The organism is Mycobacterium sp. URHD0025 (assembly GCF_000426065.1).
Taxonomy (GTDB): Bacteria; Actinomycetota; Actinomycetes; order Mycobacteriales; family Mycobacteriaceae; genus Mycobacterium.
Genome location: NZ_AUEQ01000006.1, coordinates 510894 through 526306, shown reverse-complemented (window position 1 = coordinate 526306; position 15413 = coordinate 510894). Strand labels below are relative to the sequence as shown.

The 15413-nt window shown below is 66.7% G+C and carries 11 protein-coding genes; 7 read left to right on the top strand and 4 right to left on the bottom strand.

What is annotated here, in order from left to right; translation table 11 throughout:
- Positions 1–143 precede the first annotated feature (143 nt).
- Positions 144–947, top strand: coding sequence for an SDR family NAD(P)-dependent oxidoreductase (locus H977_RS0106970; RefSeq protein ID WP_029107182.1), 804 nt, complete (start codon positions 144–146; stop codon positions 945–947).
- Here the strand turns inward: H977_RS0106970 and H977_RS0106965 are convergent.
- On the bottom strand, positions 927–2375 hold the full coding sequence (locus H977_RS0106965; protein ID WP_029107181.1) for a lipase maturation factor family protein: 1449 nt from the start codon (positions 2373–2375) through the stop codon (positions 927–929). The two genes, H977_RS0106970 and H977_RS0106965, sit on opposite strands and share 21 nt — an antisense overlap.
- Positions 2376–2464: 89 nt before the next feature.
- Positions 2465–3856 carry a cytochrome P450 gene (locus tag H977_RS0106960; RefSeq protein WP_029107180.1) on the bottom strand — a complete coding sequence of 464 codons (1392 nt, stop codon included), beginning with the start codon at positions 3854–3856 and terminating at the stop codon, positions 2465–2467.
- Positions 3857–3920: 64 nt separating this feature from the next.
- On the opposite strand from H977_RS0106960, the gene H977_RS0106955 reads away from it, so the two are divergent.
- The 6 genes from H977_RS0106955 to H977_RS0106930 all read left to right on the top strand — a co-directional run bounded on the left by H977_RS0106955 (position 3921) and on the right by H977_RS0106930 (position 13117).
- Positions 3921–4574: a TetR/AcrR family transcriptional regulator gene (locus H977_RS0106955; protein ID WP_029107179.1), complete on the top strand. Its 654-nt coding sequence runs from the start codon at positions 3921–3923 to the stop codon at positions 4572–4574.
- A gap of 36 nt (positions 4575–4610) precedes the next feature.
- Positions 4611–9128, top strand: a complete 4518-nt coding sequence (locus tag H977_RS0106950) for an ATP-dependent helicase (protein ID WP_029107178.1) — start codon at positions 4611–4613, stop codon at positions 9126–9128.
- A gap of 42 nt (positions 9129–9170) precedes the next feature.
- Complete coding sequence (locus tag H977_RS0106945) at positions 9171–10118, top strand: SDR family NAD(P)-dependent oxidoreductase (RefSeq protein ID WP_029107177.1); 948 nt, start codon at positions 9171–9173, stop codon at positions 10116–10118.
- Positions 10119–10121: 3 nt separating this feature from the next.
- On the top strand, positions 10122–10874 hold the full coding sequence (gene nei2, locus H977_RS0106940; RefSeq protein WP_029107176.1) for an endonuclease VIII Nei2: 753 nt from the start codon (positions 10122–10124) through the stop codon (positions 10872–10874).
- 87 nt (positions 10875–10961) lie between these two features.
- Entirely contained in the window at positions 10962–12488 is a 1527-nt protein-coding gene (locus H977_RS0106935) for an HNH endonuclease signature motif containing protein (RefSeq protein WP_029107175.1), read from the top strand.
- Between the two features lie 110 nt (positions 12489–12598).
- Positions 12599–13117 carry a GNAT family N-acetyltransferase gene (locus tag H977_RS0106930; RefSeq protein ID WP_029107174.1) on the top strand — a complete coding sequence of 173 codons (519 nt, stop codon included), beginning with the start codon at positions 12599–12601 and terminating at the stop codon, positions 13115–13117.
- On the opposite strand, the gene H977_RS0106925 is transcribed toward H977_RS0106930, so the two are convergent.
- On the bottom strand, positions 13107–14249 hold the full coding sequence (locus H977_RS0106925; protein WP_029107173.1) for a fatty acid desaturase family protein: 1143 nt from the start codon (positions 14247–14249) through the stop codon (positions 13107–13109). The genes H977_RS0106930 and H977_RS0106925 overlap by 11 nt on opposite strands.
- Before the next feature lie 15 nt (positions 14250–14264).
- Complete coding sequence (locus H977_RS0106920) at positions 14265–15359, bottom strand: ferredoxin reductase (protein ID WP_029107172.1); 1095 nt, start codon at positions 15357–15359, stop codon at positions 14265–14267.
- Positions 15360–15413: the final 54 nt, after the last annotated feature.

Below are 15413 nucleotides of genomic sequence, written 5' to 3'. Positions count from 1 at the left end.
TGTTCTCCTCTGGTGGGAAGCCGTTCATGTTCGGATCCAAGCTTGGATCCATAACTTAGGGACGTTTTGTTTCCGCTCGATGAACCCCGGACACGGTCGGGTTACAAGTGCGCTCGCCGCCGATCTTCGGTAGGCAGGGGGCCATGGACATCGAACAGACGGTTGCGGTCATCACCGGCGCCGGATCAGGCATCGGCCGGGCGCTGGCCGAAGCGTTCGCCGCGGCGGGCGCCCGGGTGGTGGCCGCCGACCTTGATGCCGGGTCGGCCGAACAGACGGCTGCGCAGATCCGGTCCGGCGGCGGGCAGGCTCTGGGAACCCGGGCCGACGCCGGTGTCACGGCCGACATCGAGGCGCTGACCACCACCGAGTTCGGCCCGGTCGACATCTATGTCGCCAACGCCGGAATCATCGGCGCACCGGGCCTTGGCACCGAGGAGAGCTGGGACGGCATTCTCGACGTCAATCTGCGCTCCCACATCCGGGCGGCACAAGTGCTTGTCCCACAATGGTCGTCGCGCGGCGGCGGGTACTTCGTGTCGGTCGCCTCGGCGGCCGGTCTGCTGTCCCAGATCGGGGCAGCCGGCTATGCCGTCACCAAGCACGCGGCGGTCGGGTTCGCCGAATGGCTGGCCATCACGTACGGCGATGACAACATCGGGGTCAGCTGTGTGTGTCCGTTGGGGGTGGCCACTCCGTTGCTCGATGCGGTGCGAGCCTCGGCGGATCCGGATTCCGCGGCCGGTGCGGCGTCGATCGTGCAGTCCGGCGAGGTCATCAGTGCCGAACAGGTGGCCGCCGCGACTGTCGAGGCCGTGCAGTCCGGCCGGTTTCTCGTGTTACCGCACCCGCAGGTGCTCGACATGTACCGCCACAAGGGGTCCGACTACGACCGGTGGATCGCGGGGATGCGCCGTTACCAGCGGTCACTGCGCGCCGGCAGATGACCGCCCGGAGGGCAGCGTCTGCGGCGGGACGTAGAGGCCCAGCGGCGTGCGATGCCACCAGACGTGTTCGCGACGCAGCTCGCTCCACGTGCTGAACTCGTAGCGGTACACCCGGGCGCGCACGTAACGGGGCGGCTCATCGGGGAACGGATTGCGGCGCAGCAGCTTCAGGGTGGCCCGGTCATTCTCCAGGAGCCGGGTCAGCAGCACGCGCAACCAGCCGTGGGCATACGCCGGTGAGATCGCGGCGAACCACATCAGCCAATCGAGCCTCAGGTGATAGGGCGCGAACTGCCTCGGCCACCGATGGACATCGCCGGGCTTGCCCTTGAACTCGTACTCCTTCCACACGGTGTCCTCGGTCAGGTCCTGCTCCGAGGTGCCCTCCAGCACCACCTCATCGCGGGTTCGGCCGACGGAGCCGAACGCGCCGTAGGAATTCACCTGGTGATACCGGTTGTAGGAGGCATTCATCCGCTGCCGTTTGGAGACGAGGTTGCGTGCGGGCAGGTAACTCAGGCCAGCCACGGCCGCGGCGAAGGCGATCACCACCACGACGAACCATGCTGGGGTAGGGCCGAATTGGTGTTCGGGGATCGGGAACAACACGCCCGCAGCGGGATCGGAGAGTGCACTGAAGGCCAACACGATGGTGATCCAGTTGAGCCAGGCGAAATTGCCCGATGCGACCAGCCACAGTTGGGTGATGATCACGACGACCGCCGCCCCACTGGCCACCGGTTGCGGAGCGAACAACGCGAACGGCACGACGAGCTGGGCGAAGTGGTTGCCGGCCACCTCGATTCGGTGCAGCGGCTTGGGCAGGTGGTGGAAGAACCAGCTCAGCGGGCCGGGCATGGGCTGTGTCTCGTGGTGGTAGTAGAGGCAGGTCAGGTTGCGCCAGCACGGGTCGCCCCGCAGCTTGATCAGGCCCGCACCGAACTCGACGCGGAACACCAGCCAGCGGGCCAGCCACAGCACCAGAAGTGGTGGCCCGACATCGTCGTTGCCCAGGAACATCACCAGGAACCCGGCTTCGAGCAGCAGTGATTCCCACCCGAACGAGTACCACGACTGCCCCACGTTGACGATCGACAGGTACAGCACCCACAGCAGCAACCAGGTCAGCATCGCTGCCCACAAGGGCACCAGATCTGCGGCGCCCGCCACCAGGGCCGCGGACAACACCGCGCCGGCGACGCAGACCGCCCCGAAGAAGCGGTCCGAGTAGTGGAACTGGAAGACGCTCGGGGCGCGCCGGAACGAGTTGACGGCCAGGAATCGGGGTATCGGGAGCAGCCCGCGCTCACCGAGGAGCCCACGGAACTGCCGGGCCGCCACGATGAACGCGATCAGATAGATTGCGGCGGTCCCCCGCTGCAACACCTGTCTGGCCAACCAATATTCGTCTGCGATGAACCATTCCATGCGCGGACCTGCCGACGTCGCGGATCTGTCCACGAAGACCGTACCCCGGATCGGGGTGTTTCATGCCTGATCGGCAGCCCGGCGTTGGCCTAGCGGCGATGCAGGGCCAGCCGGAATCCGGACGGCATCATGGTCAGCCGTTCCTGGACCCGCAGCGTGTAGTCCGGATCGGCGGTCAGGTCGTAGCGCCGGATCAGCACCGCCAACATCAGCACCGCCTCGTGCAGCGCGAATTGCCTTCCGATGCATGATCTTTCACCGGTGCCGAACGGCTTGTACAAGCCGCCGGGCCTGGCCCGCACCTGTTCCGGGGAGAATCGGTCCGGATCGAAGGCATCCGGGTTGGGGCCCCACCGCTGGTCTCGGTGCAGCGTCGTGGTCAGTGCCAGCGCCCAGTCGCCCTTGCGCATCGGGTGGATTCCGGCGAGCACCGTGTCCGCGCGAGCGGCGCGGTAGTACGCCGGCACCGTCGGCTGCAACCGCAGCGATTCGTCGAGAACCCGCCGGACATAGCGCAGTTTGGCGATCTTCTCGAACTCGGGCCGCGCCTCATCACCCCAGACCTCGTCCACCTCGTCGCGGGCCCGGGCAAACACCCGCGGATGCTGCGACAGGAAATAGAGCGCGAAAGACAGTGCACCGGATGTGGTTTCGTGCCCGGCGATCAGAAAGTTGATCAGTTGAAAGCGGATGTTGGCGGCGTCGAGATCGGACTCCAGCATGATCTGCAGCAGATCCTCATGGGCCTCGGATCGCTGTGCCCGCCGGGAGACGATCTCGTCGGCCAGCTCGTGCAGATACTTCGCGTCGCGGTGGACCTGGCGCTCGTAACGGCGGTAGACGAAGGCGGGAAGGAAGGTTTCGCGCAGCACTCCGAGGCGATCTGCACCCAGGAGCGCGGACACCATGTGCGCGACGAAGGGGTGCATTTCGTCGCCCTGGAAGCATCCGAACGAGTATCCGGTCGCACAGCGACCGATGGTTTCCAGCGTCACCCGAGTGGTGTCGGCCGAGACATCGACGGTGTCACCCAGGTCGGACTGCCGGTCCCAGCGGTCGGTGAGCTCGTCGGCCACGTCGAACATCACGCCGTGGTAGCGACGCATCGCGGCCTGGCTGAACGCAGGCATCAGCAGCTGATGAGCCTTGTGCCAGTTCGGTTCGTCGTTGTAGGCCGTGAACAACCCGTCGCCGCCGATGATCCGAAGCGCCTCGATATCGGGGCCGACGTGCTTACAGAAGCGGGTCTCGTCGTTGAGGTCCGCGACCGCGTCGGCTCCGGTCACCACCACGTAGCGCGCACCCAGGAACCGGAACTCACAGATCGGCCCCAGCTCGGCCATCCCCATCGCGTTCTGCATCGAGGAGTCGGGTTTCAGACCGAGCACGTCCCCGAGCACCGGCACCCGGCGCGGCGGGTGGGGCAGTTTCGGGTACTTCGCCTTCTCCTGCGCTGAGGTCCGGTGGCCCGCGACGGTCATGGCACCAGGATTCCGGCCTTGTTATACATGTGTCAAGTAAGGCCGGTCACGTTAAGCTGCAGGCGTGAGTGCCGAGTCGAGACGGCGGCTCTCCCCTGCCGACAGACGTAACGAGCTGCTGGCGCTGGGAGCCGAGGTATTCGGCCAACGACCGTACGACGAGGTGCGTATCGACGAGATCGCCGAACGCGCCGGCGTCTCACGAGCCCTGATGTATCACTACTTCCCCGACAAGCGCGCCTTCTTCGCCGCCGTGGTGCAGGCCGAGGGCGAGCGCCTGTTCGAGGCCACCAGCACTCCCCCGGAGCCTGGTCAGAGCCTGTTCGGCCAGCTGCGCGCGGGCGTGCTGGCCTACCTGCGCTACGACGAGGAGCATCCGCACGGGGCGTGGGCGGCCTACATGGGACTGGGCCGCACCGACCCGGTACTGCGCGGTGTCGACGACATCGACAACGACCGTCAAGCCGACCGGATCATGAGCCGCATCGGCGCGTCGGTGTCCGAACCGCTGGACGCCAAGGTCGAACGTGATCTGCGCGCCACCGTCTACGGCTGGCTGGCACTGACCTTCGAAATGTGCCGTCAACGGCTCAAGGACCCCTCGATCGATGCCGGATTCGTCGCCGACAGCTGTGCGCACGCGCTGCTCGACGCCGTCGGCCGGGTGCCGGGACTGCCTGCCGAGCTGGTCTGCGCGGCCGCCCCCGAACACCGCTGAAGGCCACTTGTCGGTGCCGCGCGGCAGTATGGCTAGATGACCACCACGCCGGCCGATCCGCTGGCCCGGTTCAGTGCGCTGACCCGGGAGTGGTTCACGGCTGCCTTCCCGGCGCCGACGGCCGCGCAGGCACAGGCCTGGTCCGCCATCGCCGAGGGCGACAACACCCTGGTCATCGCCCCGACCGGCTCGGGCAAGACGCTCGCCGCGTTCCTGTGGGCCATCGACGAGCTGGCCCAGCTGCCGTCCGGTCCCCGCTCGGGCACCCGGGTGCTCTACGTATCGCCGCTCAAGGCCCTGGCCGTCGACGTCGAGCGCAACCTGCGCACCCCGCTGACCGGTATCACCCGGGTCGCCGAGCGCCACGGCGTGCCGGCCCCCTCGATCAGCGTCGGCGTCCGTTCCGGGGACACCACACCCAGCCAACGGCGCGCGATGCTGAGCAAGCCGCCCGACATCCTGATCACCACGCCCGAATCACTGTTCCTGATGCTGACCTCGGCGGCCCGCGAGACGCTGGCCTCGGTCCAGACCGTCATCGTCGACGAGGTTCACGCCGTCGCTGCCACCAAACGTGGTGCACACCTGGCGCTTTCACTCGAACGGCTCGACCAGCTCCTCGACAAGCCGGCCCAGCGGATCGGCCTGTCGGCGACGGTGCGCCCACCGGAGGAAGTGGCGCGATTCCTCTCCGGGCATGCCCCCACCACCATCGTGGCCCCTCCCGCGGGCAAGACCTTCGACCTGTCGGTACAGGTGCCCGTTCCGGATATGGCCAACCTCGACAACAACAGCATCTGGCCCGATGTCGAGGAACGCATCGTGGATCTGATCGAGGCGCACCAGTCCTCGATCGTGTTCGCCAACTCCCGCCGGCTGGCCGAACGGCTGACCTCACGGCTCAACGAGATTCATGCCGAACGGTCCGGCATCGAGTTGCCGTCCACGCACAACCCCCAGGTCGGTGGCGGCGCCCCGGCCCAGCTCATGGCCAGCGGTCAAGCCAACGGCGCTTTGCCACTGCTGGCGCGGGCCCACCACGGTTCGGTCAGCAAAGAGCAGCGAGCGCAGGTCGAGGACGACCTGAAGAGTGGCCGGCTGCGCGCTGTCGTCGCCACGTCCAGCCTCGAGCTGGGCATCGACATGGGTGCCGTCGATCTGGTGATCCAGGTCGAATCGCCGCCGTCGGTGGCCAGCGGCCTGCAGCGCATCGGGCGCGCCGGCCACCAGGTCGGCGAGATCTCCCAGGGCGTCCTGTTCCCCAAGCACCGCACCGATCTGATCGGTTGTGCGGTGGCGGTGCAGCGCATGCGCTCCGGCGACATCGAGACCATGCACGTCCCGGCCAGTCCGCTCGACGTGCTGGCCCAGCACACTGTGGCGGTGGCCGCCCTGGAACCGGTGGACGCCGACGCCTGGTTCGACGCAGTACGTCGTAGCGCGCCCTTCGCCACGTTGCCGCGCAGCGCCTTCGAGGCAACGCTGGACCTGCTGTCCGGGAAGTATCCGTCCACCGAGTTCGCCGAACTGCGGCCGCGGCTGGTGTACGACCGCGACACCGGAACCTTGACCGCCCGCCCCGGCGCCCAACGGCTCGCCGTCACGTCCGGCGGGGCCATCCCCGACCGCGGGCTGTTCACCGTCTACCTGGCCACCGAGTCCGAAAAGCCTTCGAGAGTCGGCGAACTCGACGAGGAGATGGTGTACGAGTCGCGCCCCGGCGACGTCATCTCCCTGGGTGCCACCAGTTGGCGGATCACCGAGATCACCCACGACCGGGTGCTGGTCATCCCGGCCCCGGGTCAACCCGCGCGGTTGCCGTTCTGGCGCGGCGACAGCGTGGGCCGGCCCGCCGAGCTGGGCGCGGCCGTCGGGGCGTTCACCGGCGAGCTTGCCGCACTCGGTCGCGCTGAGTTCGACGAGCGCTGTCAGACAATGGGTTTCGCCGGCTTCGCCACCGACAACCTCTACCGGCTGCTGCACGATCAGCGGGAGTCCACCGGCGTCGTTCCCAGTGACAGCACGTTCGTGGTGGAACGCTTCCGCGACGAGCTCGGCGATTGGCGGGTGATCCTGCATTCCCCGTACGGGCTCAGGGTCCATGGACCATTGGCACTGGCCGTGGGCCGGCGGCTGCGGGAACGATACGGCATCGACGAGAAGCCGACCGCCTCCGACGACGGCATCATCGTGCGGCTGCCCGACAGCGGCGAAAACCCGCCGGGTGCAGATCTGTTCGTGTTCGACGCCGACGAGATCGAGCCCATCGTCACCGCGGAAGTGGGCGGTTCGGCGTTGTTCGCGTCCCGGTTCCGTGAATGCGCCGCACGTGCGTTGCTGCTGCCGCGCAGACACCCTGGCAAGCGTTCCCCGTTGTGGCATCAACGGCAACGCGCCGCGCAACTGCTCGACATCGCCCGCAAATACCCGGACTTCCCCATCGTGCTGGAGACAGTGCGGGAATGCCTCCAGGACGTGTACGACGTGCCTGCCCTGACCGAGCTGATGCGGCGGGTCGCACAGCGCCGGCTGCGGTTGGTCGAAGTGGAAACCGCAGTCCCGTCGCCGTTCGCAGCCTCACTGCTGTTCGGCTATGTGGGCGCCTTCATGTACGAGGGCGACAGCCCGCTGGCCGAACGGCGCGCCGCGGCGCTGGCGCTGGACACCGTGCTGCTGTCCGAACTGCTGGGCCGCGTCGAGCTACGCGAGCTGCTGGATCCGGCGGTGATCGCCTCGACATCGGCACAGCTGCAACACCTGACCGAGGAACGGGCGGCGCGGGACGCCGAGGCGGTGACCGATCTGCTGCGGATGCTGGGGCCGCTCACCGAGTCGGAGATCGCCGCGCGTGCCACCACCGACTCCATCGGGGGCTGGCTCGATGGGTTGCATGCCGCCAAGCGTGCACTGCCGGTGACCTATGCGGGCCAGACCTGGTGGGCGGCAGTGGAAGACATCGGCCTGCTGCGCGACGGGGTTGGCGCCCCCGTGCCGGTCGGGGTGCCTGCGGCGTTCACCGAATCGGTCTCGGACCCGCTCGGCGATCTGATCGGCCGCTACGCCCGCACCCACGGGCCGTTCACCACCACCGAGGTGGCCACCCGGTTCGGGCTGGGACTGCGGGTGACCGCGGATGTGCTGGGCCGCATGGCGGTCGACGGCCGACTGGTGCGTGGTGAGTTCGTCGACGATCTTCCGGGCGACCAGTGGTGCGACGCCGAAGTATTGAGAATCCTGCGGCGCCGCTCCCTGGCCGCGTTGCGTGCCCAGGTCGAGCCGGTCAGCACCGCTGCCTACGGTCGCTTCCTGCCTTCCTGGCAGCACGTCGGGTCCACCCACAGCACGGGCAGCGACGGCCTGGCCGCGGTGATCGAGCAACTGGCCGGCGTCCTCATTCCCGCGTCGGCGCTGGAGTCGCTGGTCTTCGGCCAGCGGGTACGCGATTACCAGCCGGCCATGCTCGACGAATTGCTGGCCTCCGGCGAGGTCATGTGGTCGGGTGCGGGCCAGATCGGCGGCGGTGACGGCTGGGTGTCCTTCCACCTGGCCGAGACTGCGCCACTGACACTGCCCGCTCCCGCTGAGATCGAATTCACCGACATCCACCGCGCGATCATGGAGACGCTGGGACACGGCGGTGCGTACTTCTTCCGTCAACTCACCGATCAGGCCGGCGAATCCGAACTGAAAACCGCCTTGTGGGAACTCATCTGGGCCGGCTGGGTCACCGGGGACACGTTCGCCCCCGTACGGGCGATGCTGTCCGGTCCCCGCCGCTCAGGCACACCGGCGCATCGGCAGCGTCAGCGCCCGCCCCGGCTCAGTCGCTACAGCGTGGCGCGTCCCCACAGCCGGGCAGCCGATCCGATGGTGTCCGGCCGATGGTCGGCATTGCCTGGCGCAGAACCGGATTCGACCGTGCGTGCCCATTTCCAGGCCGAGCTGCTACTCAACCGGCATGGCGTGCTCACCAAGGGAGCGGCAGCGGCCGAGGGCGTGCCGGGCGGATTTGCCACCTTGTACAAGGTGTTGAGTGCGTTCGAGGATGCGGGCCGTTGCCAACGCGGTTATTTCGTCGAGTCGCTGGGGGGTGCGCAGTTCGCGGCCGCCTCGACGGTCGACCGGTTGCGGTCCTACCTCGACGGGGTGGATCCCCACCGGCCCGAGTACCACACCGTCGTGCTCGCCGCGACCGACCCGGCCAATCCCTATGGGGCCGCGCTGGCCTGGCCTGAACGGGGCGGTGAGGACTCTCACCGGCCTGGCCGCAAGGCGGGAGCCCTCGTGGCTCTGGTCGACGGGCAATTGGTGTGGTTCCTGGAACGCGGTGGGCGCACCCTCCTCAGCTTCACCTCCGATCCGGACACACTACGAGCGGCCGCGGGTGCACTGGCCGACCTGGTGACCGCCGGGCGGATGCCGTCGCTGCTGGTAGAACGGATCAACGGAGTCGCCGTGCTCGACCCCGGGGTCGACGCGGACCGCGCCGCCGTGCAGGAGGCGTTGACCGGAGCCGGATTTTCTCGCACGCCACGCGGTTTGCGGTTGCGGTAGCCCTCGGGAACAGTGCCCGGCCGTGCATTGTTGTTGAGACGCATGACAGCCCCCATCAGCACGCCATTCGGCTTCGAGTCAACCGCCTCGGAAGTGATCGCCGGAGTGGACCTGTCCGGTCGCTCGGCCATCGTCACCGGCGCGGCTTCGGGCATCGGCGTCGAGACGGCACGTGCTCTCGCGGCCGCTGGAGCCACTGTCACCATGGCGGTCCGCGACATTGCAGCAGGCGAGCGCATCGCCGACGAACTCCGTACTTCGACCGGCAACAACTCGATCCGAGTCGGCCGCCTGGACCTGACCGACCTCAGCAGCGTGGAGTCGTTCGTCCGCGACTGGTCCGGGCCGCTGCACATTCTGGTCAACAACGCGGGAGTGATGGCGCTGTCGGAGCTCACGCTGTCCTCGCGTGGTCACGAGCTGCAGTTCGCCACCAACCATCTCGGCCATTTCGCACTCACCACGGGTCTGCACTCTGCTCTTGCCGCAGCCGGCGGCGCCCGCGTCGTATCGGTCAGTTCGTCGGGGCACCTGCGCTCCCCCGTTGTTTTCGACGACATCGACTACGCGTTCCGTGACTACGACCCGTTCGGGGCATATGGCCAGTCCAAGACAGCGAATGTTTTGTTCGCTGTGGAAGCCACCCGCCGCTGGGCCGACGACGGAATCACCGCGAACGCGTTGATGCCCGGCGGCATCCTGACAGCGCTGCAGCGCCACCTTGATCCGGCCTACGGCGCCGAGGCGGCACAACGGTTCCGGGAGGCGGGCAGCCGACTCAAAACTGTCGAGCAGGGGGCGGCCACCTCGGTGCTGCTGGCCGCTTCACCGCTGTTGGAAGGAATCGGCGGACGGTACTTCGATGACTGCAACGAAGCGAAAGTCGTTGATCGCCGGGACGAGTTCGGGATATCCGGTGTCGCCCGATACGCACTGGACCCGTCCAACGCAGAACGACTGTGGGAGCACTCTCTGAGGCTGGTTCAATAGGGCATGCCCGAAGGCGACACCGTCTTCCACACCGCCACCGCGCTGCGCGACGCGTTGGTGGGCAAGACGTTGACCCGCTGCGACATCCGGGTGCCCCGCTATGCCACGGTCGATCTGACCGGGCAGGTCGTCGACGAGGTGGTCAGCCGCGGTAAGCATCTGTTCATTCGGGTCGGTCCGGCCAGCATTCACTCCCATCTCAAGATGGAGGGCAGTTGGCGCATCGGATGGACCAAAGGCGCCGCACACCGGATCCGTATCGTGCTGGAGACGGCCGACAGCCGGGCGACCGGGATCGACCTCGGCTTGTTGGAGGTGCTGGACCGTGACATCGACATGGCGGCAGTGGAACACCTGGGTCCGGACCTGCTCGGCCCGGACTGGGAGCCACGCACTGCGGCAGCCAACCTGACCGCCGATCCGGACCGTCCACTGGCCCCGGCGCTGCTCGATCAGCGGGTGATGGCCGGTGTCGGCAATGTCTACTGCAATGAGCTGTGTTTCGTCTTCGGCCGGCTGCCGACCTCGCCCGTCAGTACGCTGACCGACCCGTTGCGCGTGGTGCAACGCGCCCGGGACATGCTGTGGCTCAATAGATCCCGGTGGAATCGGACCACAACTGGAGATACGCGGAACGGGAGGCAGCTGTGGGTCTACGGCCGCGCGGGTGAGCCCTGCCGCCGATGCGGGACATTGATCGAGACCGACGCCGCCAGCGAGCGGGTGACCTACTGGTGCCCCACCTGTCAAGTCTGAATTGCTTTGCACAGCAGCATCTGTGGATGAATCGTACGCTGTGGATAACGCGTCGGCATGTCCCCGGGCGGTGGCATAATCGAACACATGTTCGACGGAGATTCCGATCATGGTGGTGCGGCGCTGATCGACGCGATCACCGCTGGGGCGCGCGCGGAATCGGCGGCCATCGCGGCGCGGTTGGCCGCGATCGGGGAACTGGATACCCGCCGGGAACAGGAGTTGGCCGAGACGATCTTTTGGACCACTGATCCGTTTGAGGAGGTGGCCGCCGAAATCTCGGCCGCCCTGCGGATCAGCCGCAGCCGGGCCGGTACCCAGATCCGGCGGGCCCGGGTGTTGCGCGACAAACTGCCGCTGGTGGCGGCCCGCTTCGCTGCCGGCGACATCGACTATCGGGTGGTGAGCATCATCATCGCCCGCACCGAAACCATGCATTCCTCGGTGTGGGCACAGCTCGATGAGGCACTGGCCTCGCGGGCACGGAGCTGGATGCGACTGTCCGAACGGCAACTACGCGAACGCGTCGATCAGCAGGTCACCAAACTCGACCCCCACGGAGTGCGGGTGCCACCGGATCTGACCGAAGACGCGTTCGTTCAGATCGACCCCGGCAGTCCCGGACGGGCCACACTATGGGCCAACGTCGATGCCGTCGACGCGGCGGCACTGGATCAGCGCCTGGATGCGGTGGCCAACACGGTCTGTGACAACGATCCGCGTACGCATGCGCAGCGTCGTGCTGCCGCGATCGGACCGGTGGCCCGCATGGAAGCCCAACTACAGTGCCTGTGCGGGTTACCCGAATGCCCGGCCACCCAGAAACGCGCCGCCGCCAATGCCGCGGTCATCCATGTGCTGGCCGAGCAGGCCACCATCGACGGCACCTCCAACAATCCCGGCTACCTACCCGGTCATGGCATCCTGCCCGCCCAATCAGTGCGCGATCTGGTGGCCACCGCCAAACTCAAGCCCGTGCGCATACCCGCCGAGACGGCCGCGCCCGCCGAACCGCCTGAGGCATCCGCCGGACCCGCGGAGTCAGTTGAGTCAGGCGTGACGGAGGAATCCCTCCAACCGAGCGAAGTGGGTGAGCCCGGCTACCGCCCCTCGGCGGGGCTCTCCGCATTCATCCAGTGGCGCGACCTGACCTGCCGATTCCCCGGCTGCGACGCCCCCGCCCAACGCTGCGACATCGACCACACCATGCCCTACCCGACCGGACCGACCCACCCGTCCAACAACAAGCTCTACTGCCGGGCCCATCACCTACTGAAAACTTTCAGCACCGGCTGGTCTGATCGCCAATTACCCGACGGCACCATCGAATTCACCGCACCCACCGGACACACCTACATCACCGAACCCCACGGCGCCGCCATGTTCCCGGCATTAGCCACACCGACCGGCAACCTGCACCAGCCCGAACCCCAGACACCCCACCCCAACCGCGGCGCGAGGATGCCGACCCGCCACCGCACCCGCGAACAAGACCGCCAACACCGCATCACCGAAGAACGCTGCCTACGCGCCGAACTCAACAACAACCTCGAACACGAACACCAATTCCAAGCCTGGATCGCCGAACACTACGAACCACCCCCACCATTCTGAGTGGCGTTGCGCCGCTGGCTTTCAGTTTGACCTCGTGCGCCGTGCGGAGGCCGATGTAGATTGCGCTTCCGATGTAGTCCGACCGGATCAGCGCCGCTTAGGGTGAGAACATGACCGACGCCGCGACCGTGCGCCCCACGTCACCGGATGACCTCGCCGCGATCGGCGCCATCTATGCCCACCATGTCGAGACCGGGGTGGCCACGTTCGAGTTGATTCCGCCGTATCGCGAGGAGTGGGAGCGTCGGCTCGCAACGGCCCGCGAACGTGAATTGCCGTTCCTCACCGCGATACTCGATGGTGAGATCGTCGGCTACGCGTACTGCGCACCGTGGAAGATGCGGCCGGCCTACCGGCACACAGTGGAAAACTCGATCTACCTCGCCCCGCAGTGCGCCGGCCGTGGCATCGGGACTCTGTTGTTGCAAGGACTGCTCGAGGGCTGTACCGCAGCGGGCATTCGTGAGGTCATCGCCGTGGTGGTCGATGCCGAGGAGGCCACGGCATCACTTGCCCTGCACCGCAAGCACGGTTTCGCCGAGGCGGGTCGACTGCGTGCGGTGGGCTACAAGCACGGACAATGGTTGGACACGGTACTGCTGCAGTGCAGCCTGGCGGTCAGCAGTTGACGAGTTCGGGCTCGCAAATGGCCTGCGAATCCGGTTCCGGCGCAGTCTCTTTGGTAGCTGGCTCGGGATCTTTTGGCTTACCGCCCCACGGGAAGGCCAGCCGCACGATCTTGCGGACCACCGAGGCGAACTGCTTGTGGATCGGGCCGCTGTTGTAGGGAAGGCCGTATCGCTGGCAGATCTCCTTGACCTCACCGGAAATCTCGGAGTAGCGGTGCGCCGGGATGTCCGGGAACAGGTGGTGTTCGATCTGGAATGACAGGTTGCCACTGAAGATGTGGAACCACTTGCCACCGGACAGGTTTGCCGAACCCAACAGCTGCCGGAAGTACCACTGGCCGCGCGTCTCGTCCTGGGTTTCCTCGATGGTGAACTCCTGGGTGCCCTCGGGGAAATGTCCGCAGAAGATGATGGTGTAGGACCAGACGTTGCGCATCAGATTGGCAGTCATGTTGCCTGCGAACACAAATGGCGCGAACGGGCCCGCCAACAACGGGAAGGCCACATAGTCCTTGACGGTCTGCCTGCGCACCTTGGCCCACATCTCGCGCAGCATGTCCTTCTTGTCCCGCAACTTGATCTCGCCGGAGCGGATCCGCTCGGTCTCGAGCTCGTGCAGGGCCACGCCGTACTGGAAGAACACCATCAGCAGGAAGGCGTACACCGGATTGCCCAGGTAGTACGGGCTCCACTTCTGGTCCTCGCTCATCCGCAGGACGCCGTAGCCGATGTCGCGGTCCATGTCGACGATGTTCGTGTAGGTGTGGTGCATGTAGTTGTGCGAGTGCCGCCACTGATTCGACGGGCAGGCCGAATCCCATTCGAAGTTATGGCCTCGCAGCGCGGGATCGCCCATCCAGTCGTATTGACCGTGCATGACGTTGTGGCCGATCTCCATGTTGTCGAGAATCTTCGACAGTCCGAGCATCACGGTGCCGACCGGCCAGGCCGGCGGCAGGAACAGCAGAGCCCGGCCGCCAACCTCAAGCTTGCGCTGCATCTTGATGATGCCGCGGATGTATTCGGCGTCGCGTTCGCCGAGATCGGCAATCGCCTTTTCGCGGATGGTGTCGAGTTCGGCGCCGAATTCCTCGAACTGCTCGGGGGTCAGGGTGTAGGTCTTGTCGGACATGGCAAGTCCTTTCGTTTAAAGATCGATGGCGACGTCACCGACGGGTGCGGTGACGCAGATCTGGATGTTTTCGCAATCAGCGGTCGAAACCGCGCCGGTGATCAGGTTGCGGACCGCTCCGCTGCGCTTGAACCGGGTGCAGCTGTGGCAGATCCCCATTCGGCATCCGCTCTCAGGCGACAGCCCCGCAGCTTCGGCCTGCGCCAGCAGGGTCTGACCGTCATTGGTCGCCTCGATGCCGCTGCTGGTGAATGCGACGGTACCGCCGATGGCGTCTGTCGGCACCGCGAAGGTCGGGGGCACGAAGCTCTCTGAGATCGCGTCCGGACAGTGCAGCCGGACAGCGTCGACGAGAGCGGGCGGACCACAGACGAAGACCGCCTCGGGATCGCCGCCGGGAATGGCCGCGCTCAGGTGGGCGGCATCGAAGTGCCCGTCGAGATCACCTTCGCGGCCATCACGGGTATAGCCGTGCAGGACCCGCACGCCGGGCATGGCGGCGAACTCCGCAAGCTCGGCGCGGTAGCACGCCTCCTCAACACCACGCGCGTAGTGCAGGAAGGCGATTTCCCCGGTGAACGCCTGTGCACGCAGCGTGCGCAACATGGACAGCACCGGGGTGATGCCGCTGCCGCCGGAGACGAACAGGATGCGCTTCGGCAGCGTCTCGGGCAGGACGAAGTCTCCGCCGACCGAGTCGAGGCCAAGCACCATCCCCGGATAGGCATGGTCACACAGGTAGTTCGAGACCAGCCCGCCTTCGTGTCGGCCGATGGTCAACTCGAGGCGCGATGCCCCTTCGGCGCTGGCCGGCGAATAGCACCGGGTACGGCGTCGGCCGTTGATTTCGACGGACAGGTTGATGTGCTGGCCGGCCCGGAACCCGGCGAAAGCCGCGTTGGGTTCCAAGGTCAGCGTCACGCTGCGCGACGTCTGCCGCCGCACGGCCACCACCTTGGCGCGGGCGTCGCCGCGGGTCCAGGTCGGTTCGACCAGCTCTGTGTATCGGTCAACGCCGTGGGGGCCGGTCAGCAAGTTCGCGAGCGCACTCATTCGCGGTCCGGCCAGTAGCCTGCGGCCAACCCCTTGGGTCATGGTTTGAGTGAACATATGTACACAGTGCGCGAGCACACCGGGATCTGTCAACGATGAAAATGCAGCAAG